24 protein-coding genes are annotated in these 20,651 nt (G+C 67.9%); 12 read left to right on the top strand and 12 right to left on the bottom strand.

Going from position 1 to position 20,651, the window contains the following annotated elements:
• The first annotated feature begins 83 nt into the window (after positions 1–83).
• Positions 84–1,403 (top strand): Hsp70 family protein, encoded by a 1,320-nt coding sequence (locus AC3IS2_RS08545; protein ID WP_489197199.1) that lies wholly within the window; start codon positions 84–86, stop codon positions 1,401–1,403.
• 7 nt (positions 1,404–1,410) lie between these two features.
• On the opposite strand, the gene AC3IS2_RS08540 is transcribed toward AC3IS2_RS08545, so the two are convergent.
• Both AC3IS2_RS08540 and AC3IS2_RS08535 read right to left on the bottom strand, forming a co-directional pair.
• Positions 1,411–2,058 carry a glutathione S-transferase family protein gene (locus tag AC3IS2_RS08540; RefSeq protein ID WP_489197197.1) on the bottom strand — a complete coding sequence of 216 codons (648 nt, stop codon included), beginning with the start codon at positions 2,056–2,058 and terminating at the stop codon, positions 1,411–1,413.
• Positions 2,059–2,134: 76 nt separating this feature from the next.
• Positions 2,135–2,617: a hypothetical protein gene (locus AC3IS2_RS08535; protein ID WP_489197195.1), complete on the bottom strand. Its 483-nt coding sequence runs from the start codon at positions 2,615–2,617 to the stop codon at positions 2,135–2,137.
• A gap of 157 nt (positions 2,618–2,774) precedes the next feature.
• On the opposite strand from AC3IS2_RS08535, the gene AC3IS2_RS08530 reads away from it, so the two are divergent.
• Complete coding sequence (locus AC3IS2_RS08530) at positions 2,775–3,128, top strand: ArsC family reductase (RefSeq protein ID WP_489197194.1); 354 nt, start codon at positions 2,775–2,777, stop codon at positions 3,126–3,128.
• On the opposite strand, the gene AC3IS2_RS08525 is transcribed toward AC3IS2_RS08530, so the two are convergent.
• Positions 3,125–3,364 (bottom strand): DUF2188 domain-containing protein, encoded by a 240-nt coding sequence (locus tag AC3IS2_RS08525; RefSeq protein ID WP_489197193.1) that lies wholly within the window; start codon positions 3,362–3,364, stop codon positions 3,125–3,127. The genes AC3IS2_RS08530 and AC3IS2_RS08525 overlap by 4 nt on opposite strands.
• Before the next feature lie 200 nt (positions 3,365–3,564).
• Here AC3IS2_RS08525 and AC3IS2_RS08520 point away from each other — a divergent pair, with 200 nt between their 5' ends.
• The 9 genes from AC3IS2_RS08520 (at position 3,565) to AC3IS2_RS08480 (ending at position 10,737) form a co-directional block, all read left to right on the top strand.
• Positions 3,565–3,942 carry a DUF6249 domain-containing protein gene (locus AC3IS2_RS08520; RefSeq protein WP_184267804.1) on the top strand — a complete coding sequence of 126 codons (378 nt, stop codon included), beginning with the start codon at positions 3,565–3,567 and terminating at the stop codon, positions 3,940–3,942.
• A gap of 24 nt (positions 3,943–3,966) precedes the next feature.
• Entirely contained in the window at positions 3,967–4,524 is a 558-nt protein-coding gene (locus AC3IS2_RS08515) for an RNA polymerase sigma factor (protein ID WP_489197192.1), read from the top strand.
• Positions 4,514–4,939, top strand: a complete 426-nt coding sequence (locus tag AC3IS2_RS08510; protein ID WP_489197190.1) for a hypothetical protein — start codon at positions 4,514–4,516, stop codon at positions 4,937–4,939. Before AC3IS2_RS08515 ends, AC3IS2_RS08510 begins: the two co-directional genes overlap by 11 nt.
• 202 nt (positions 4,940–5,141) lie before the next feature.
• Positions 5,142–5,864 carry a tetratricopeptide repeat protein gene (locus tag AC3IS2_RS08505; protein WP_489197189.1) on the top strand — a complete coding sequence of 241 codons (723 nt, stop codon included), beginning with the start codon at positions 5,142–5,144 and terminating at the stop codon, positions 5,862–5,864.
• Between the two features lie 23 nt (positions 5,865–5,887).
• Entirely contained in the window at positions 5,888–7,309 is a 1,422-nt protein-coding gene (locus tag AC3IS2_RS08500; RefSeq protein ID WP_489197188.1) for a PQQ-binding-like beta-propeller repeat protein, read from the top strand.
• Positions 7,310–7,341: 32 nt separating this feature from the next.
• The gene (gene der / locus AC3IS2_RS08495; protein WP_489197187.1) at positions 7,342–8,967 is read left to right on the top strand and encodes a ribosome biogenesis GTPase Der; all 1,626 of its coding nucleotides are present in this window, start codon (positions 7,342–7,344) and stop codon (positions 8,965–8,967) included.
• Between the two features lie 123 nt (positions 8,968–9,090).
• A complete protein-coding gene (locus AC3IS2_RS08490; RefSeq protein WP_489197186.1) occupies positions 9,091–9,822 on the top strand; it encodes an RNA polymerase sigma factor in 732 nt (243 codons plus the stop codon).
• A gap of 53 nt (positions 9,823–9,875) precedes the next feature.
• Complete coding sequence (locus AC3IS2_RS08485; protein ID WP_489197184.1) at positions 9,876–10,397, top strand: DUF4142 domain-containing protein; 522 nt, start codon at positions 9,876–9,878, stop codon at positions 10,395–10,397.
• 37 nt (positions 10,398–10,434) lie between these two features.
• Positions 10,435–10,737 (top strand): cupredoxin domain-containing protein, encoded by a 303-nt coding sequence (locus AC3IS2_RS08480; RefSeq protein ID WP_489197182.1) that lies wholly within the window; start codon positions 10,435–10,437, stop codon positions 10,735–10,737.
• Here the strand turns inward: AC3IS2_RS08480 and AC3IS2_RS08475 are convergent.
• From AC3IS2_RS08475 to radA, 6 genes are all read right to left on the bottom strand, one after another.
• Entirely contained in the window at positions 10,734–12,086 is a 1,353-nt protein-coding gene (locus AC3IS2_RS08475; protein WP_489197180.1) for an O-antigen ligase family protein, read from the bottom strand. The two genes, AC3IS2_RS08480 and AC3IS2_RS08475, sit on opposite strands and share 4 nt — an antisense overlap.
• A gap of 10 nt (positions 12,087–12,096) precedes the next feature.
• A complete protein-coding gene (locus tag AC3IS2_RS08470; RefSeq protein WP_489197179.1) occupies positions 12,097–12,858 on the bottom strand; it encodes an SDR family NAD(P)-dependent oxidoreductase in 762 nt (253 codons plus the stop codon).
• A gap of 52 nt (positions 12,859–12,910) precedes the next feature.
• The gene (locus AC3IS2_RS08465; RefSeq protein WP_489197178.1) at positions 12,911–13,252 is read right to left on the bottom strand and encodes a VOC family protein; all 342 of its coding nucleotides are present in this window, start codon (positions 13,250–13,252) and stop codon (positions 12,911–12,913) included.
• A 6-nt stretch (positions 13,253–13,258) separates the two neighbouring features.
• On the bottom strand, positions 13,259–14,764 hold the full coding sequence (gene purF / locus AC3IS2_RS08460; RefSeq protein WP_489197176.1) for an amidophosphoribosyltransferase: 1,506 nt from the start codon (positions 14,762–14,764) through the stop codon (positions 13,259–13,261).
• Positions 14,765–14,846: 82 nt separating this feature from the next.
• Positions 14,847–15,383 carry a CvpA family protein gene (locus tag AC3IS2_RS08455; protein ID WP_489197175.1) on the bottom strand — a complete coding sequence of 179 codons (537 nt, stop codon included), beginning with the start codon at positions 15,381–15,383 and terminating at the stop codon, positions 14,847–14,849.
• Between the two features lie 34 nt (positions 15,384–15,417).
• On the bottom strand, positions 15,418–16,791 hold the full coding sequence (radA, locus tag AC3IS2_RS08450) for a DNA repair protein RadA (RefSeq protein WP_489197174.1): 1,374 nt from the start codon (positions 16,789–16,791) through the stop codon (positions 15,418–15,420).
• A 162-nt stretch (positions 16,792–16,953) separates the two neighbouring features.
• Here radA and AC3IS2_RS08445 point away from each other — a divergent pair, with 162 nt between their 5' ends.
• The gene (locus AC3IS2_RS08445; RefSeq protein WP_489197173.1) at positions 16,954–17,559 is read left to right on the top strand and encodes a Yip1 family protein; all 606 of its coding nucleotides are present in this window, start codon (positions 16,954–16,956) and stop codon (positions 17,557–17,559) included.
• On the opposite strand, the gene alr is transcribed toward AC3IS2_RS08445, so the two are convergent.
• The 3 genes from alr to AC3IS2_RS08430 form a co-directional block, all read right to left on the bottom strand.
• Entirely contained in the window at positions 17,552–18,589 is a 1,038-nt protein-coding gene (gene alr, locus AC3IS2_RS08440; RefSeq protein WP_489197172.1) for an alanine racemase, read from the bottom strand. The two genes, AC3IS2_RS08445 and alr, sit on opposite strands and share 8 nt — an antisense overlap.
• Before the next feature lie 48 nt (positions 18,590–18,637).
• Complete coding sequence (locus AC3IS2_RS08435; protein WP_489200127.1) at positions 18,638–20,134, bottom strand: replicative DNA helicase; 1,497 nt, start codon at positions 20,132–20,134, stop codon at positions 18,638–18,640.
• Positions 20,135–20,248: 114 nt separating this feature from the next.
• A complete protein-coding gene (locus AC3IS2_RS08430) occupies positions 20,249–20,632 on the bottom strand; it encodes a hypothetical protein (protein ID WP_489197170.1) in 384 nt (127 codons plus the stop codon).
• Positions 20,633–20,651 lie beyond the last annotated feature (19 nt).

Below are 20,651 nucleotides of genomic sequence, written 5' to 3'. Positions count from 1 at the left end.
GCGGGCCTCCTTTTCCACGCTTGCCCTTGACGCCAGCGGGCAGGGGACTACGAACCCCGACCCTTCTCCCCGCAGGTTTTCCCATGACGTCCGCGACGCCCGCCACCATCGGCATCGACTTCGGCACGACCAATACGGTGGTGTCGCTGACCCACGGCGACGGCCCGGCGACCCTGGTGCGGTTCCAGGCGGAGGAGAAGGACCTGTTCGCCTTCCGCTCGGCGCTGAGCTTCCAACTGCACGAGGCGCGCGACGGCGGATCGCCCGAACGGGTCATCGAGGCCGGGCCCTGGGCCATCGACGCCTATGTCGAGGACCCGCTGGACACCCGTTTCATCCAGTCGTTCAAGACCTTCGCCGCCAGCGCCGCCTTTACCGAGACCCGCATCGACAACCGTCGCTATCGGTTCGAGGATCTGCTGTCGGCCTTCCTGCTGCGGCTCAAGCATCATGCCGACGGGGCGATGGACGCCCTGCCGCCGCGCATCATCGTCGGACGGCCTGTGACCTTCGCCGGGGGCAATCCCAACGAGGCCCTGGCGCTGGAGCGCTATGAGGCGGCGTTCGCCCGCCTGGGCTTCACCGACATCCGCTACGCCTACGAACCCGTCGGCGCGGCCTTCTTCTTTGCGCGGGAACTGAAGCAGGACGCCAATGTCCTGGTCGCTGACTTCGGCGGCGGCACCAGCGACTTCTCCATCGTGCGGTTCGAGCGAGCCGACGGCGCCCTGCGTTCGACGCCTCTGGCGCGGTCGGGCGTCGGCGTGGCGGGCGACGCCTTCGACTATCGGATCATCGACCAGCTGGTCTCGCCGGAACTGGGCAAGGGCAGTCTGTACCGGGCCTTCGACAACCGCCTGCCGATCCCGCAACGCTACTACAGCGCCTTCGCCCGCTGGGATCAGTTGGCCCTGCTGCGAGCGTCCAAGGACATGCGCGACATTCGCGGCCTGGCCTCGACGGCGCTGGAGCCTGAGAAGATCGAACGTCTGATCGAGGTGCTGGACGACAACCACGGCTACGCCCTGTATCGCGCCGTGTCCGGCTTGAAAGAGGCCCTGTCGCGGGACGAGGAGGCGGTCTTCTCCTTCCATGCCGGATCGGTGCGGATCGAGAAGCCGGTCAAGCGCACCGACTTCGAAGGCTGGATCGCCCCGGAATTGCAGGCCATGGAGGCCGCCGTGGACGAGGCCATGGCCCAGTCGGGTCTGGACGGCGCGCAGATCGACCGCGTCTTTCTGACCGGCGGCACCTCCTTCGTGCCGGCGGTGCGCGACATCTTCATCCGCCGCTTCGGCGCCGAGCGCATCGAGACGGGCGGCGAGTTCGAATCCATCGCCTCGGGCCTGGCCCTGATCGGGCGCGAGAGCGATCTCGATCTGTGGAGTCAGAAGGCGGCCTGATCCCGCGTCAGTCCCGGTCTGGCGCGCCCAGCGGGAAATAGGCGCGGTAAGGCCGGGCCTCGTCCACCGCCCGGGCCATCGGCGGCCGGGCCAGCAGCCGGGCGCGATAGGCCTTCAGCGTCGCGAACCGCGCGTCGATCGGATGCGACCAGTCGGCGTAGAAGAGCGCGGGCGCGGCGGCGCAGTCGGCCAGGCTGAAGCCGTGATCCGTGGCCCATTCACGCCCTGCCAGCCGCTCGTCCAGCCACGCATAAGACGTTTCCAGCATCCGCTTCGCCTCGGCCACGCCATAGGGATCGCGGTCGCCCTCTGGCCGCAGGGCGTCGGCCACCAGCTTCTGCTGCGGCGTCGAGATATAGTGATCGAACACCCGGTCCATCATCCGCACCTCGACGGCGGCGGTCGGATCGGCGGGGATCAGGCGCACCGGGCCGGGATGATGCACGGCCAGATGCTCGATGATAGCGCTAGCCTCGAGCACCGTGCGATCGCCGTCCTGCAGCACCGGGAACTTCCGGACCGGCCACAGCGCCGCCAGTTCGGCGAAGGCGGCCTCGCCTTCCAGCAGCCGGAACTCGAACGGCGTGTCGTTTTCATACAGCGCGATCAGCGCCTTCTGGCAGTAGGACGAGAAGGGGTGGGCGTAGAGCTTCATGCGCGTCTCCTTCAGAGCCATGCGAGTCGGCAGCAGACGTTCCAAGCGTCCGCGAGGGGGAGTAGCCATTCGCTAGTCATTGGGCCTGCTTCAGTTCCTTGAAGCGGCGCAGCACGCGCTGGGTATCTGGAGCGCCGTCGACGAGGATGACGAAGTCCCATGGTGCCGAGGAATCTTCGGCGCGGCCAAGCAGAGTCACGCCAAGGCCATTGTGCACGACCGGCAGGCCCAGGAACTCCCCATATCCATCAACGGCAGCATGCAGGTTTCCGCGGGCGCAGTTCGAGAAATACTCGCGCGGAATGACGATCCGCTTCGGTGCCCCTCGCCCCCAGAAGGACCGGGTCCGGTGGATCACCATCGTGACGTCGCCATAACGACCTTCGGACTCTTGCAAGTCCTCGATGACGCCCCGGAACAACACTGTCGCTCGAAGTAGGTTCTGATCTTCGTATTCCTGCCATCGCTCGCGATAATCGGGCGGGGGCATGCAGGCGTAGGCTACGGCGGGCGCGGCCACGAAGCCTAGACAGAACAGTGCAGTCAGAAATGTCCGCATCGCCCTCTCCCTACCCAAAGTGTCGCCGGGCGCATCAGCAACGTCAATGTCCGCTAAGGGTCGAAAGCAGACATCTGAGCCCAACCAGAAAGCGGAAATTTGACCCCTCCGCCTCCCGATGCGAGATCGCGCCCCTCACCATGCGAGGAGCGCCGCCATGACCATCACCCTGCACGGCATCAAGGCCTGTGACACGATGAAGAAGGCGCGCGTTTGGCTGGACGGGCAGGGCGTGGACTACGCCTTCCACGACTACAAGGTCGCGGGCGCGAACAAGGCTGATCTGGAACGCTGGATCGCCGAGCACGGCTGGGAGACGGTGCTGAACCGCGCCGGGACCACCTTCCGCAAGCTGTCGGACGCGGATAAGGCCGACATCGACGCCGACAAGGCGGTCGTCCTGATGCTGGCCCAGCCGTCGATGATCAAGCGGCCGGTGCTGGACCTGGGCGACGGCCGGACCCTGGTGGGGTTCAAGCCGGAACGCTACGCCGAGGCCTTCGGAGGCTAGTCTTCGACTTCAGTTTGCGGGCGGTCATGGCCGTCGGCGCGCTCGGTGATCCATCGGCCCGTGACGTCCTCATATTCGATCCATGAGGTGCGGTCCGGCACCTGCTGCTCGCGCGAGACGGCGACGGCGGCGGCGCGGGCGGCCTCGTGCGTGGCGAAGGTCTCGGAGAAGCTGTCGCCCAGCTTGTAGGCCCAGCCGCCGTCATGGGGGACGATGCGATAGGTGATCTGCGTCATGGGAAGCCCTGTCCGGTAAAGTCGCGTTCGACGCTCGACCCGCGTCCGCGCCCTGTCGAGTCACGGTGTGGTGACGTCCGCGCCTGCCTTACAAAGAGTTCATGTGCGATCCTGCATCCGATCGGCGTGATCGCCGCCTCTTGTTATCAGAAGGCCGCAGCGTCACGCTCGGCTCCACTGTTCAAGAAGGGGCGAAACCCATGGCGGAAGAATTCATTCCCATCGCGTTTTTCATCATGATCGGCGCGATCGTGCTCGTGCCGGCCTGGCTGAAGAGCAAGGAACGCAAGGAGATGCAGGCGACCCTGCGCTCGGCCATTGAAAAGGGCCAGCCGCTGCCGCCGGAAGTCATCGACTCGTTGAGCAAGGACAATATCAAGGCGCCGGCGACGGCTGCGCGCGACCTGCGGGTCGGCGTCATCCTGCTGGCGGTCAGCCTGGGCGTGGCGCTGTTTGGCTATATGGTCAGCTTCGCCGAGATGGACGCCTTCTATCCGATCGCCGGCAGCGCGGCGGTTCCGGGCATGATCGGTCTGGCCTTCATCGTCCTGAGCATCTTCAACAAGAACAAGGGTTGAGGCGGGACGGGAGGGGAGACCGTCATGGCCAAGCCTTTACGCGATCTGCACGATGTCGAGCTCGCCGCCCTGTCGGCGGCGGGCGGGCGGCGCGAGTTCGGGGAACTGGTGCGTCGCCACAGCCCGGCGGTGCGCGGTCTGCTGCGTCGGATGGGGGCGCAGCCCGCCCTCGCCGACGACGTGGCCCAGGACGCCTTTTTGCTGGCGTTCGAGAAATGCGCCGAGTTTCGGGGGGAGGGGACCTTCGGCGCCTGGATCAAGCGCATTGCGGCGCGCCTGTATCTGAAGCGGCGGTCCAAGGACGCCCGCTATGTCGCGGAGCTGGAATCCGATGAGGTCGCGCCCCACGTGGACAGCGTCGGCCGCATGGATCTGGACGAGGCGTTGAAGGGGCTGACAGAAGCGGAGCGGCTGTGCGTGTCCCTGTGTCATGGGGCGGGCCTGTCGCATCCGGAAATCGCGACCGCCATTAATTTGCCGCTTGGAACGGTGAAATCTCATGTCAAGCGTGGTCTGGATAAACTTCGGGTCCGGCTCGAGCCGGGGCCGGCTGCTCACGGGAGCGCGTCCCATGTCGGTTGATGAATTCGACCCTGCCATCGAGCGCTTGTTCGCGCGGGCCCCGGCCTTCGCCGATTCGGCGCTGTTCGAGGCTGATCTGGCGGCCAAGCTGAACAAGTCGTCGCGGTTCAGAACGGCGGCCCTGTCGGTCGCCGGCCTCATCGGCGGCGTCATCGCCGTGCGCGAGGTCCTGAGCGTCGATTTCAACTTCGCCTCGTCGTCAGTGTCCGCATCCGCAGGCGCGGAGCCCGTGGCGCAAAGGCTGACGATGGCAGGCGTGGATGGCGGTCTGGCCATGCAGTCGCTGATGGATCGAGTCGGTCTGACCGGCATGGACCTGGGCTCGATGGGCGGGATGCAGCTGTTCTGGGCCACGGCCGGGGTGCTGGTCGCCCTGCTGGCGGCGGGCGTGGTGAAACTGTCCCAGCAGATCTGAGCGCCGTTTTCCTGCCGAAGTCGCGACCTAGTGCTGTAATTTCCGGTCGCGGCGTAAACGCCTGCGTTGCGGGCGCGACGACGACCCTCTAGGGTCGCGCCGGTTTAGCGACCAGTCTTGGCAGCGGTTTTTGGGGCGACGTTTCGTGGTTGATGTCTTCGAACAGGTCGAGGAGGAGCTTCGCTCCGATCGATACAAGCGTATGGCTCGCACCTGGCTGCCGATCGGCGCGGGCCTTCTGGCTGTCGCCCTGGTCGCCGCCCTGGCCTGGTGGGGCTGGCAGAGCTATGTGACGAACCAAGCCGACAAGGCCTCGGCCGCCTATGATCGCGGCATGGAGGCCCTTCAGGCCAACAACCCGTCGGGCGCCGACACCGCCTTCGCCGAAGCCGCCAAGTCGGGCAACGGCGCCTACAAGGCGCTGGCCATGATGCAGCAGGCCGGAATCGCCGTGTCGGCCAACAAGACCCAGGATGCGGTCAAGCTGTTCGACGAGGCCGCCAAGGCCGCCGGCGACCCGATCATCGCCGACGCCGCCGCCATCAAGGCCGCCTTCCTGCTGATGGATACGGCCTCGCTGGAAGACATTCAGAAGCGTCTGGAGCCGCTGGCCGACGACAAGCGCCCGCTGCACGTCTTCGCCCAGGAAGCCCTGGCGATGGCCCAGCTTCAACACGGCAAGACCGCCGAGGCGCGTCAAGCCTTCGTGCAACTGCAACTGGGCCAGGACGTGCCTGACGACATTCGTCAGCGCGCCCAGGCCGGGGTGCAGGCGATTGATTCGGGCACGGCCGCCGGCCTGGCCGCCATCGTCCGCGCCGCCGTCGCCCTTCCGGCCCCGACCGCGGCGCCCGCCGTGGCCGCTCCGGCCGAATCGCCGGCTCCCGCACAAGCCGAGGCGGCTCCCGCCGCCGCTCGCCCGTAATCGACGCTTTCAGGACGCCCTCCATGAATCGAACGCTGAAAGTCGCCCTGTTGTGCGGTCTGGCCATGACCGTCGCGTCCTGCGGCACGGTGCGCAACGCCCTGCCGTTCGGTCTGGGTGGACAGAAGGAAGACGTCGCCAAGGCGACCGAAGGCCAACGCATCTCGATCCTGGAGTTCGAACAGCAGCTGGCGCCGTCCGCCGCCCTGTCGGGCCGTGACTTCTTCTTGCCGGGCCCCCAGGCGGCGACCGCCTGGACCCAGCCCGGCGGCAATGCCGAAAACTCGGTCGAGCACGTCATCGCGGCCCAGGATTTCTCCATCGCCTGGAAGCGCGACATCGGCGTCGGCTCCAGCCGCACGCGCCAGGTCATGGCCCCGGTCGTCGCTGACAACGGCAAGATCTTCGTCCTGGACGGCGAAGCCGGCGTGACGGCGGTGGACGCCGGCACGGGCGCGGTCCTGTGGAAGGCCAGCGTCAAGGTCGACGAGAGCGACCGCGGCAACCGCATCCTGGGCATCGGCATCGGCGGCGGCTCGACCGGCGGCGGCTTCGGCGGCGGCGTGGCCGTCAGCGGCGGCAAGGTCTTCGTGTCCTCGGGCTATCGCAGCGTCACGGCGTTTGACGCGGCCACCGGCGCCCAGGTCTGGCGCTCCAGCGTCGAAGTGCCGATTCACGGCGCGCCGACGGTCGCCGGCCAGCGCGTCTTCGTCATCGACGTCGACAACCAACTGGTGGCCTTCAACGTCAACAACGGCCAGCAGGACTGGTCCTATCGCGGCATCTCCGAGCCGGCCCGCATCATGCGCGCCTCCAGCCCGGCGGTCAGCGGCGACACGGTCCTGGCGCCCTTCTCCTCGGGCGAACTGGTGGCGCTGCGCGCCTCGAACGGTCAGCCGGTCTGGCAGGAAGTCCTGTCGCGCACCAGCCGCACCAGCGCCCTGTCCGAGATTCGCGACATCGCCGGACGCCCCGTGGTCAGCCGCGGTTTCGTCTACGCCATCAGCCAGTCGGGCGTCCTTCAGTCGATGGACATCCGCTCGGGCCAGGCCAAGTGGTCCCTGCCGGTCGCCGGCGTGAACGCGCCCCTGCCGGTCGGCGACGTGGTCTATGTCGTGTCCAAGGCGGGCGAACTGACCGTGGTCAACCGCGACAGCGGCCAGGTTTACTGGACCCGCGACCTGAACGAGGGCCGCGTCCGCAACGAAGGCGGCTTCCTGGGCATGGGCGCGAAGACGGTTCGTCCCGTCTGGTCGGGCCCGATCCTGGCCTCCAATCGTCTGGTGCTGGTCAATTCGGACGGCGAGGTCGTGGCCTTTGATCCGAAGACCGGCGCGCAGCAATCCAGCCTGAAACTGGGCGCGGCGGCCTATATCGCCCCCGCCGCCTACAACGGCGCCCTCTACGTCCTGACGGACGAGGGCCAACTGGTCAGCATCCGCTGATCTTTTTCCTGAATTTGAGTTAGAAAGCCGACATGGCTCTAAAAGTCGCCATCGTCGGCCGGCCCAACGTGGGCAAGTCGACACTGTTCAACCGACTCGTCGGCAAGCGTTTGGCGCTGGTCGATGATCGCCCGGGCGTGACCCGTGACCGTCGCTATGCCGACGGCAATATCGGCGACATGGATCTGACGCTGATTGACACGGCCGGCTACGAAGACGTCACCGACGACAGCCTGGAAGCCCGGATGCGCGAGCAGACCGAGGCCGCGCTCGACGACGCCGAAGTGGTCATGTTCATGATGGACGCCCGCGAGGGCGTGACGTCGCTGGATCGCATCTTCGCCGACCGTCTGCGCAAGGTGCACAAGCCGATCATCCTGCTGGCCAACAAGTCCGAAAGCCGCGAAAGCGGCGGCGGCGTCGGCGAAGCTCACGCCCTGGGCTTCGGCGAGCCGGTCGCCATCTCGGCCGAGCACGGCGAGGGCATGGCCGACCTGTACCAGGCCCTGCTGGCGGCCTCGGCCGACATCTTCATCGAAGAGGTCGATGAGCCGGACAAGCCGATCCGCATCGCCATCATCGGCCGTCCCAATGCGGGCAAGTCGACCCTGATCAACCGTATGCTGGGCGAGGACCGCCTGCTGACCGGACCCGAGGCCGGCATCACCCGCGACTCCATCTCGGTCGACTGGGAATACGAAGGCCGGGCGATCCGCTTCGTCGACACCGCCGGGATGCGCCGCAAGGCCCGCGTCCAGGAGAAGCTGGAAAAGCTGTCGGTCGCCGACACCATCCGCGCCATCACCTTCGCCGAGGTGGTCGTGCTGGTGATGGACAAGGACGACGCCTTCGACACCCAGGACCTGCAACTGGCCGACCTGGTCGAGCGCGAAGGCCGCGCCCTGGTCTATGTCGCGTCCAAGTGGGACCTGGAAGAAGAGCCTCAGGCCAAGATGGCCGAGCTCAAGTCCCTGGCCGAGAACAAGCTGCCGCAGCTGAAGGGCTCGCCCTTCGTCGCCCTGTCGTCGCACAACGGACGCGGCGTCGAGCGGCTGATGCCGGCGATCATCAAGGCCTATGAAACCTGGTCGGTGAAGGTCAAGACCAAGGACCTGAACACCTGGCTGGCCATGGCCACCCAGAGGCACCCGCCGCCCGCCGTCAACGGCAAGCGCGTGAAGCCGAAATACATGGCCCAGACCAAGGCCCGTCCGCCGACCTTCGTGCTGATGGCCAGCCGCGCGTCGGACATGCCCGAGCACTATCAGCGCTATCTGGTGAACAGCCTGCGCGAGAGCTTCGACCTGCCCGGCACGCCGATCCGGCTGACGGTCAAGTCCGGCTCGGCCAACCCCTATGCCGAGGGCGGCGCCAAGTCCGGTCCTGAACGCTACAAGGGCGACGCCAAGACCGCGCCGCGCAAGGTGCTGAAGGCCGAGAAGGCCGCCGAGGCCCTGTCGAACCTGCCCGGCAAGGCGCTGGAGCAGAAGAAGTCGGGCATCAAGCCCAAGGTGAAGGCCCTGGGCGGTCTGAAGGCCAGCTCCAGCAAGAAGGCCGGCCAAAGCATCGCGATCCAGAAGGGCGCGCGCGGCGGCGCCCGCCAGGTCTCGCGCTCGGGCCGGGTCCGCACCGGCCAGAAGCACGCGCCGAAGAAGTAGGCCGCCCTCACGGGCAGCCGGAACAGTTTGAAGGGCGGGCGGTCGGCGACGACGGCTCGCCCTTTGTCTTTTCGGGAACCCTGAGGCCCCATCGTGCGTCCAAGCCTGCGGATGGAGCACGTCATGAGTTTGCGGAAACCGAACGACTACGCCGCGCTGGATCAGGCCGACCTGGTGCGTCTGGCCCAGGCCGGCGACCGCGAGGCCTTTCGCGCCATCATGCAGCAGGGCAACCAACGCCTGTTCCGTATCGCCCGGGGCGTGGTCAGCGACGACGCGGAGGCGGAAGACGTGCTGCAGGAAGCCTACGCCCGCGCCTTTGCGGCCATCGGCGGCTTTCGCGGCGAGGCCGGGATCCTGACCTGGCTGACCCGCATCGTCCTCAACGAAGCCCGAGACCGGGTGCGGAGACGTCGCCCGACGGTGGATCTGGATGTGGTCGAACAGGCCCAGCAGGCCGAAGTGATCCCTTTTCCCAACGCCTTCGGTGTCGGCGCCTTCGGCGGCGGCAGTCCTGAGGTCGATGCGGCGCGGATGCAGATCCGGGGCCTGATCGAACGGGCGGTGGACGATCTGCCGGCGCCCTTCCGCATGGTCTTCATCATGCGCGACATCGAGGAATGCAGCGTCGAGGAGACCGCCGCCAATCTGCAGCTCAAGCCCGAGACGGTGAAGACCCGGCTGCACCGCGCGCGCCGCCTGCTGCGTCAGGCCTTGGACGCCCAACTGGGCGCGACCATGGTCGGGGTCTTTCCCTTCCTCGGCGCGCGCTGCGCCCGCATCACCGAGGCGGTCTTGGCGCGAATGGAGCGGGAAGGGCGGCTGGCCCCCTCGGGAACCTTTCCCGCCGTTTGAAGTCCAATGCGGAGACGACGGCGGTCAAGCCGTCGCAGCAAAGGAAGAAACCCATGTCGAAAGCCCTCCTGCTGGCCGGCCTCCTGATGTTCGCACCTCTGGCGCCCGCCCTGGCCCAGAACGCCGGACCGACCGACCCCCAGATCGCGCACATCGCCTATACCGCCGGGCAACTGGACATCGACGCGGCCAAGCAGGCGCTGGAGAAATCCACCAATCCCAAGGTCCGCGCCTTCGCCGAGACCATGCAGCGCGACCATGCGGCGGTGAACCAGCAGGCCCTGGCCCTCGTCACCCGCCTGAACGTCACGCCGGAGGCCAATCCGACCAGCGCATCGCTCAGCGACGCAGCGGCGGCCACCCGTCAGCGGCTGGCCGGGCTGTCCGGCGCGGCCTTCGACAAGGCCTATGTCGACAACGAGGTCGCCTATCACCGCACCGTCAACGAGGCGCTGCGCAAGACCCTGATCCTCGAGGCCGACAACGCCGAGCTGAAGTCTCTGCTGCAGACCGGGCTGGAGCTGTTCCAGCAGCATCAGGCCCACGCCGAGCATCTGGCCCATGAATTCCATTGATCCGAAATCGGAGCGGCTCTCCCGGCGACGGCTCCTGATGACGGCGGGAGCGTTGGCGATCGCGCCGGCGCTCCCGGCGGTCGCCGCCGCCCGGACGCACACGGTCATCATCGACAAGATGAAGTTCGGGGCGGCGCCGACGGGCGTGCGTGTCGGTGACACTGTGGCCTGGGTCAACCGGGACCTGTTCCGCCATACGGCGACGGCCCGAAACCAGGCCTTCGACGTGGACCTGCCGCCCGGCGCGACCGGGACGGCGGTGATGCGGACGGCCGGGACCTTCGCCTATTACTGTCGTTTCCACACGGCCATGACGGCGCAACTGGTGGTCGCCGCCTAGAAGGGGCGCGGCCGTCGCGTGCGGGTAGAGGGCGGGATCGCGCGCGGTGGGGCGTCCTGATCGCCGATGACCGCCTTCAGCGCCAGGGCGACGAACAGCACCCAGCGCAGATTGTGCCAGTTCATGGTGATGCTCTCGGTCAGCATGGTCAGGGTATAGGCCGTCATCATCGGCATCAGCAGCCAGCCCGAGGGCCGGGCGTAGGCGGCCCACAGCGATCGACCCCACATCTCGACCATCCAGGCGCCCAGCAGGATGACGCCGGGAATGCCCAGGGCCGCATAGACCTCCAGCCAGCCGCTGTGGGCGTGGGCGGCGCTGAACTTGGCTTCATGAGCGATCCAGGCGGCGGGACCGCCCGGCGAGGCGTCGTCCCAAATCACGCCATAGCCGAAGCCGGTCCAGGGCCGCTGCTGCATCTGATGCAGGATGCCGCTCCAGATCTCAGTGCGGCCCGTCAGGGTGGCGTCCTTGCCCAGCAGGTCGAAGATCAGGTCGCTGCGCGTCACGACCACCAGCAGGGCGGCGCAGAGGACCACCACGGCCAGCCAGGTGCCGACAATGGCGCGCTTTGGCCCGGCCTTGACCAGGGCGACGAAGCCCATGCTGGCGAAGGACAGGATCAGCACCACCAATCCGGTCTTGGAGGTGGACAGGATCACCAGGGCCGAGGCGATGGCGGCGCAGATCAGCCACAGGCGCCGTCGCGCCGGGACCATGATCGCCGCCGCCGTCATGAACAGGGCGGCCAGCCCCATGTTCTCGCCCAGGGCGTTCTTCTCCAGCCACAGGCCGCGCCAGGCGCCGGGGAAGATTTCATGCATCCGGCCCCAGTCGGGCATCAGGGCGCCGAGGAAGAGAGAGGCGGCCATCATCACCGCCATGGCGGTGGCGAAGATCTCGGTCAGGGTGGTCCAGCGCCAGCGCGACGCCAGGGCCACGCCGCCCAGGGTGGTGAACAGCAGGGCCATCACCCGGCGCAGCGTCACGTCAGGGCTGATCGACCACAGGAAGGAGGCCGCCGTCAGCGCCAGCAGCAGGATCAGCAGAGGCGAGCGGACGAGCGCTTTCAGCGCCGTGCCGGGCCGGATCAGCACCAGCCCGACCGCGAGGGCGTAGGCAGGATAGTAGCCGTTGCGCAGGAAGTCGGCCGAGCGGACGCCATAGCCCGTCATCGGCGCGGCCCAGGACTGCGAATAGATCAGCACCACCAGCACCGAGGCCAGAAACGCCAGAATATCCCCATAGGGCGTCGCGCGCGCGACCAGGCCGGAACGCGGCGCAGCCGTCAGTCGAACGGATTGTGTCGTCGGTCCTGAAAGTCGGCCCCCCGGCGACTGGATCGACATGGTCTCTGTCCTAGACCAGGGCGTCCGCCGACAGGCCGTGCTTCCAGTCCTTGAAGCTGACGGTCAGGGGCGGGGTGAAGTCGGGGCGGGCCAGTTCGACCATCAGGGGGCCGATTTCGGACGGATGCGTCAGGGTCTGAGGGTCTTCGCCGGGGAAGGCCTGGGCGCGCAGCTGGGTGCGCATCCGGCCCGGATCCACGACGGCGACGCGGACCGGGGTGCTTTCGATCTCGTCGGCCCAGCATTTGACCAGGTTCTCGGCCCCGGCCTTGGTCGCCGCATACATGCCCCAGAAGGCACGCGGGTTGGTCGCCAGGCTCGAGGTCAGATAGATGGCGCGCCCGGCGTCCGAGGCGCGCAGCAGCGGCTCCAGCGAGCGGATCAGGCGATAGACGCCGGTGAAGTTGATCTTCTCGATCTTGGCGAACTCACGCGGCTCGGCGTGGGCGACGGGCGTCAGACCCGAAGGCCCCATGGTCGCGGCGGCTTGAACCCAGATGTCCAGCTTGCCGAAACGCTCGAACAGGGCGCCGCCCAGACGGTCGATGGCGCCGCCGTCCACCAGGTCAAACGGGACCAGGGTGGCGTGCTGGCCGGTGGCGGCGAAGATGGCGTCGTCCAGTTCTTCCAGACCGCCCTGCGTCCGGGCGGCCGCCACGACATGGGCGCCGGCCTTGGCCAGGGCCAGAGCGGTCTCATAGCCGATGCCGCGCGAGGCGCCGACGACCAGGGCGATGCGGTTGGCGAGGGGAAGGGAAGCGTGTTCGGACATGGTCCGCTGATAGCGCGCCCTGTCGCGGGTTGAAAGGCTCAGCCTTGCCGGATCAATAGCCCGGCGCCGGTTGCCACACACTGAAGCTGACGCCCTGATCATCGGCCACGACCGCGGACAGGCCGGACGGGCTTTCGGCCGGCATGGCGGCGTGTCCGCCCAGCTCTCTCACGCGCGTGCAGGTCGCGTGGATGTCGTCCACGCGGAAGTAGAGGTGGGGAAAGGCTCTGTGCTCGCCCTTGGTGATGCCGAAGGCGGGGTTGGAGTCGCTGACGTGGGCGTAGGTCGGGTGCGAGGCTTCTTCGTCGAAGGTCCAGCCGAACAGACCCGCGTAGAAGGCGCGGGCCCTTTCGATGTCAGGCGTGTCGAGGGTGAAGTAGCCGAGTTGGATCATACCGCCTTAAGCGGTCACTAGCAGGGAAAGTTGCCCGCCCTTCGCGTCGCGGCCGCCTTCCTCGATCTCGCGGTCCACCAGCCGGGTCGGATAGTCGCCCGTGAAATAGTGGTCCGTGAACTGCGGCTGGGCCGGATCGCGCGGTCCCGCGCCCATGGCGTCATACAGGCCGTCGATGGACAGGAAGCCCAGGGAGTCGACCTCGAGGATGGCGCGCATCTCGTCCATCGTATGGGTCGCGGCCATCAGCTGCGTCCGCTCGGGCATGTCGATGCCGTAGAAGTCGGGGAAGAGGATCTGCGGGCTGGCCGAGCGCAGGTGGACCTCCTTGGCGCCCGCCGCGCGCACGGCGCGCACCAGCTTCAGCGAGGTGGTGCCGCGCACGATGGAGTCGTCGATCAGGACGACGCGCTTGCCTTCCAGAGCCGAGCGGTTGGGGCTGTGCTTCATGCGCACGCCCTTTTGACGCGCGCCCTGGCTGGGCTGGATGAAGGTGCGGCCCAGATAGTGGCTGCGGATGATGCCCACTTCGTAGGGGATGCCGCTTTCCTGGGCATAGCCCAGGGCCGCCGGCACGCCGGAGTCCGGCACCGGCACGACCACATCGGCCTCGACCTGGAACTCGCGGGCCAGACGACGGCCCATTTCCTTGCGGACGTTATAGACCGAGCGGCCGTTCACCACGCTGTCGGGGCGGGCGAAATAGACATATTCGAACAGGCAGGGACGGGCGGCGCGAGCCGGGAAGGGCTTGAGCGAGGTCAGGCCGTCCTCGTCGATCACGACCACTTCGCCGTGTTCGATGTCGCGAATGAAGGTGGCGCCGATGGTGTCCAGGGCGCAGGTCTCGGACGCCAGCACCCAGGCCTCGCCGACCTTGCCCAGCACCAGCGGGCGGATGCCCAGCGGGTCGCGGGCGCCGATCATCTTGTAGCGGGTCTGGGCGACCAGGGCGTAGCCGCCCTCGATCCGGCCCAGGGCGTCGATGAAGCGGTCGACGATCTTGGCCTTACGGCTGCGGGCGATCAGGTGAAGAATGGCCTCGGAGTCCGAGGTGGACTGGAAGATCGCGCCTTCCGAGACCAGTTGGCTATGCAGGTATTTGAAGTTCGTCAGGTTGCCGTTGTGGGCGATGGCGATGCCGCCCTGGTCCAGATCGGCGAACATCGGCTGGATGTTGCGCAGGAAGCTGCCGCCGGCGGTGGAGTAGCGGGTGTGGCCGACCGCGGCGCCGCCGGGCAGGCGGGTGGTCAGCTCGGCGTTGCCGAAGGCCTCGCCGACGAGGCCCTGATGGCGCTCGGTGTAGAAGCGTTCATCGCTGACGCTGGCGATGCCGCAGGCTTCCTGGCCGCGATGCTGCAGGGCGTGCAGGCCCAGGGCGACGATGGAGGAGGCCTCGTTCTCGGGCGCGCCCCAGACGCCGCAGACGCCGCACTCCAGCCGAAGCTGATCGTCCTCTGGCTCGCGCCAGTGTTCGCGGTGTACGATGGGATCGGCGATATGGTGGCGCATCGTCAGGCTCCGATGACCGGGAACAGGGTAACTCAGGCGGTGGCGCCGCGCACGTAGTCCGCTATTGGGGCCGGGGCAAGGCTCATTGATCGGAAAACCCTTCGCGGACGGAAGAACCGACGACCGGCGTCAGGGCGTCGGCGCCCTTGCCCAGCGTCGGCAGCACGATCTGGATGGACTTGGCCGCCCCTTCGCTGACAGGGGCCAAGGCGGCGTGGGTCAGCCAGCGCGGGGGATTGTCGGTCATGACCCCCATGACGGTCAGGTGGACCGCCCCCACGAGCGCCAGCGCCCGCACCAATCCGAGGGCCAGGCCGAAGACCTGATCGAAGGCGCCCAGGGCGTTGCCGCGCGCGCCCTTGGAAATGGCCGTGCCGAGCAGGCGCAGGCCGAAATAGAGAATCAGGAAGGTCAGCCCCACGGCCAGAACCGATCCGGCCCAGTCGGGATCGACCAGCGACCGCCCGAACGGCGCTGTCCAGGGCAGGGTGATCAGGGCCAGCAGCCCGGCCAGGAAGAAGCTGAAGAAGGCCGTCAGCTCGCGCACGCCGCCCCGGAACCAGCCGGCGGCGCCGGAGGCCAGAAGCACAAGGATGACGAAGACGTCGTAGCCGGTCACACGCGCTGCAATCGCTGGAGGAAGAGAGGCCGCCTCAATAGCGGTTTTGCGAGATTCGCTCGACCACCTCGGTCAGCAGGCCGGCGGCGGTGACGGCGACGTCGCCCTTCTTGACCTTGTCCTTGGCCTGAGACGGGGCGAGGGCGCGGTCGAAGCCCAGCTTCTTCGCCTCCCTCAGCCGGGCTTCGGCGCGATTCACGGCGCGGACCTCGCCCGACAGGCCGATCTCGCCGAAGACGACGCAGCCCTGCGGCAGGGGCATGTCCAGCGCCGAGGAAATCAGGGCGGCGGCGGCGGCCAGGTCGGCGGCGGGCTCGCTGATGCGCAAGCCGCCAGCGATGTTCAGATAGACATCCTTGTCCCCGAAACCGAGGCCGCAGCGCGCCTCCAGCACCGCCAGCAGCATGGCCAGGCGGCCATTGTCCCAACCCACGACCGCGCGTCGGGGCGTGCCGTAGGCGGAAGGGGCGACCAGCGCCTGAATCTCCACCAGAACCGGACGCGACCCTTCGATGCCCGCAAAGACGGCGGCGCCCGGCGCTCGCTCCTTGCCTTCGCCCAGGAAGAGAGCCGACGGGTTGGTCACTTCGCGCAGGCCGACGTCGCTCATTTCGAAGACGCCGATCTCATCCGTGGCGCCGAAGCGGTTCTTGCCCGCGCGCAGGATGCGGAAGGGATAGCCGCGCTCGCCCTCGAAGCTGAGCACGGCGTCGACCATGTGCTCGACCACGCGCGGCCCGGCGATCTGGCCGTCCTTGGTGACGTGGCCGACCAGGACGATGGCCGGCCCGCCGTCCTTGGCCAGCCGCACCAGTTCGGCGGCGCAGGCGCGCACCTGGGTGACGGAGCCGGGGCCGGCCTCGTGCGCGTCAGACCACAGGGTCTGGATGGAATCGATGATGACGATGTCGAACTTGTCGCGCTTCAACGTCGTCAGGATCTCGCGCAGCGCCGTAGCCGAGGCCAATGACACGGCGGCGTCGGCCACGCCCATCCGCTTGGCGCGGGCGCGGATCTGTTCGATGGCCTCTTCGCCCGAGATATAGGCCACGCGGGCGCCGTTCCGCGCCGCCTTGGCTGTGACCTCCAGCAGCAGGGTCGACTTGCCCACGCCGGGATCGCCGCCCAGCAGGATGGCCGATCCGGGCACCACGCCGCCGCCGCAGACGCGGTCGAACTCGGTCACGCCGGTGACGATGCGCGGCGGCTCGGGCGTGTCGGATTGCAGGGTCTCGAACTGCAGGCCGCGCCCGCGCGCCGTCGAGGCGGGCTTCATCGCGCCGGGCGGGGCCGATTTCGATTCCTCGGCCAGGCTGTTCCACTCGCCGCAGGCCGAGCATTGCCCCGACCATTTGGAATGAACCGCCCCGCAGGACTGACAGACATAGAGAAGGGTGTCGCGCGCCATGACCCTGACCTAGCAGGAATCGCGGCGCGGGCGAGGGGCGATGCGCAGGGCTGCGACCGATTTTGACGCAGGGCGACGCGCGCGGGTTGCATTGAGCCGCATATGGCCGTCATCCTGCCAAGCTATAGCGCCGCTACGATTCACCCCCCGCCCGAGGCCGCCATGTCTTCCGAGAATCCGTCCGTTATCGACCCTGGCCTGATCGCGCGGGTGAAATACATCCTGACTCGGCCCAAGCTGGAGTGGGCGGTGATCGAGGCCGAGTTCGCCACGCCGCGCAGCCTGTTCGCCCGCTACGCCATGGTCCTGGCGGCGATCGGCCCGGTCGCCGGGTTGATCGGCGGGCAGGTGGCGGCGCCCAATTTCTTCGGTCTGGTGCTACGGACGCCCATCACGGGCGGCCTGATTGGCGCCTTGGCGACCTGGGGATTCTGGCTGCTGCTGGCGCTGGTGCTGGAGTTGGTGATCGAGGCCCTGGCGCCAACCTTTGGCGCGACGAAGGATCGGCTGCAGGCGCAGAAGGTCGCCGTCTATTCCCTGACGCCGGCCTGGATCGGGGCCGTGTTCAACCTGTTTCCGTCGCTGGCCTGGGTCGGAGTGCTGATCGCTTTCTACGGCTGCTACCTGCTGCATCTGGGGCTGGGCGTCGTGATGAAGGCCGCGCAAGACAAGGTGCTGGGCTACACCGTGGTGGTCACTCTGGTGGCGCTTTTGCTGTCGATGGTGGCGTGGTCCGTCATCGACGGTTTCGTCGCCATTCTCAGCTGACGTAGAGGCGCGGCACGCGCGGCGTGACCGAGGTCAGCAACTCATAGCTGATGGTTCCCGCCGCCGTCGCCGCGTCGTCCACCAGACGATTGGCGCCGAAGATCTCGACCGTGTCGCCGGTCACGACGTCCAGGCCGGTGACGTCCACCGCCAGCACGTCCATCGACACCCGGCCGAGGATGGGGCGCAGCTCGCCCGCCACCCAGACCTGACCGTGCGGGCTGTTGCTGCGCATCACCCCGTCGGCATAGCCGGTTCCGCAGGTCGCCACGCGCATCGGCGCCTCGGCGCGATAGCCTTGGGAGTAGCCGACCGTCTCGCCCGCCGGCACGTCGCGCACCTGCATGATCTGGGCGTTCAGCGTGGCCACCGGGGCGATGCGGCTGTCGGGCTTGCCCTCAGGGCCGCCGCCGAACAGGCAGATGCCCGGACGCGCCACGTCAAAGGCGAAGTCCGGGCCCAGGAAGCAGCCGCCGGAATTGGCGAAAGACCGCGTCACGCCCGGATAGCGTGTCACCGCCGCCGCATAGGCGTCGCGCTGGGCCCGGTTCAGCGGATGGGCCGGCTCATCGGCGCAGGCCAGATGGGTGATGACCAGTTCCAGCCCTTCGAACGGCTCGGGCGCGTCCTCGACGCGGAAGCCCAGCCGGTTCATGCCGGTGTCCAACTGCAGGCCGCAGGCCCCGCCGCCCGCCGCTGTCCAGGCCTCGATCTGGCCGGGTTGGTTCAGCACGGGACGCAGGTTCGCCGCCTTGATCATGGCCGCCGACGACCCGTGACAGCCGTCCAGCACATAGATGACCGGCTCGGCCCCGAGGGCCTCGCGCAGGAGCACGCCCTCGGCCGCCCGCGCCACGAAGAAGGTCCGGGCCCCCTCGGTCATCAGCCGCCTGGCGACCGCGGCGGCGCCCAGGCCGTAGCCGTCGGCCTTGACGACCGGATTGACCGGCACGCCGATCAGGCCCTGCAGGGTGTGGAAATTGCGCGCCAGGGCGCCGAGGTCGACGGTGAGGGAGGCGGGGAGGGACATGAGCCCCTTATGCCGCAAGTTTCGTGCGGCGCCACCGGATTTGAGACCCTATTCGGGAATGTCCGCATAGGCGCTGCCGTAGCGGTCGTCGTAGGCCAGGTTGCCGAAGCGGACGGTGTCCGCGTCGAAGGCCAGCTTGACGATGCCGATGGGGCCGTGACGCTGCTTGCCGATGACCACCTCGGCCTGGCCTTGCAGCCGGTCCATGTCCTGCTGCCATTGCAGGTGTTCCGGGGAACCCTCGCGCGGTTCGGCCCGGCCCAGGTAGTAGCTTTCACGATAGACGAACATGACGCAGTCGGCGTCCTGCTCGATCGAGCCGGATTCACGCAGGTCGGACAGCTGCGGGCGCTTGTCTTCGCGCTGTTCGACCTGACGCGACAGCTGCGACAGGGCGATGATCGGCACGCCCAGTTCCTTGGCCAGGGCCTTCAGGCCGCCGGTGATTTCGGACACTTCCTGCACGCGGTTCTTCTGTCCGCCGCCTTCGCCCGTCGTCACCAGCTGCAGGTAGTCGACGATGATCAGGTCTAGGCCGTGCTCCATCCGCTTCAGCCGTCGCGCGCGCGCCGCCAGCTTGGAGATGGAGATGCCGCCGGTGGCGTCGATGTAGAGGGGGCTCTCGCCGATCTCGACCGCCGCGTCGCGCAGCTTGCCGAAGTCCGAGGCGTCGATCTCGCCCTTGCGCAGCTTGTCCGAGGACACTCCGGACGCGTCGGCCAGGATACGCATGGCCAGCTGCTCGGCGCTCATTTCCAGCGAGTAGAAGGCGACGACGCCGCCGTTGACCGTCTTGCGGCCCTCGGGCGTCGGCTCCCACTGATATGCGCGGGCCACGTTGAAGGCCATGTTGGTGGCCAGGGCTGTCTTACCCATCGACGGGCGGCCCGCGAGGATCAGAAGGTCGGACGGGTGCAGACCGCCCAGCTTGCGGTCCAGGTCGTTCAGGCCGGTGGCCAGACCGGCCAGCTTGCCCTCGCGCTGATAGGCCTCGCCCGCCATTTCGACGGCGCCGGCCAGGGCGGTGGAGAAGCTGACGAAGCCCGACGAGGGCTTGCCCGTCTCGGCCAGCGAATAGAGGGTCTGTTCGGCCTGTTCGATCTGTTCGTCGGCGGGCGTATCCGGGTTGGGCGCCTCCTTGATCATCTCGCCGCCGATGCGGATCAGGTCGCGGCGCAGGGCCAGGTCATAGATGACGCGAGCGTAGTCGGGCGCGTTGGCCGCCGGGGGCGCACGGTCCACCAGATCGGCCAGGTAGCGCAGACCGCCGAACTCGTGGAAGGCCGGATCCTGCTTGAAGCGCTCCATCAGGATGGTAGGCTCGGCCAGCAGGCCCTGGCGGATATGATCCTCGATCGCCTCGAACAGCCGCTGGTGGAAGGGCTCGTACATGTGCGAGCCGCGCAGCCGGTCGCTCAGCCGCTCGAACACGGCGTTGTCGAACATCAACGAGCCCAGCAGCGCCTGCTCCGCCTCCAGGTTGTGGGGCATGGACGTGACGGAGACCTGGTCGTTTCCGTAGGGCATGGGGGCGAAGGCGTTCATCGGATTACGCATAGCCGTAAGCGACCCCTGCGTCAGATGCGGGCGCCGCCTTGGTCGTGGACAGCCGACGGCGTCTGTGGACGGTCCCGAAAACCTCTGTCGGATCAGCGGCGCTCACGGCGCGCAGGGATAGCGTTCGGCCATCCAGTCGCGCACGGCCTGGGTGACGCTGTCGCTGCGCCGCGACGCCGGCAGGCTGCTGAAGCGCGCCAGCAGGGTCTGGGCGGTGATCCCGGTGCCGGTGGGCGGAATACAGGTGGCGGGCGGTCGACCGGCCTGCATGGCCGAGGCCTGCTCGGCCTTGACCGTCAGCACCGCCTGCTTGACCGCGCCGATCAGTTGGCGCGTGTCCGACCGCAGAACGGCCGTGGGATTGCGTGGGATCCGGTCAGCGATGGCCATGAACTGCTGCACCGTCATGGCCGAGGCCAGGACGGGCGATGACGATGACGCGGCCAGCCATAGGGCGACCGCCAAGAGGAGCGCGCGCAACGGCATCGGCGGAAGATGGGGAGTC

The organism is Brevundimonas sp. KH_025, assembly GCF_057839885.1.
The sequence above is the reverse complement of the archived record's forward strand: the minus strand, read 5'-3'. Positions and strand labels throughout refer to the sequence as shown.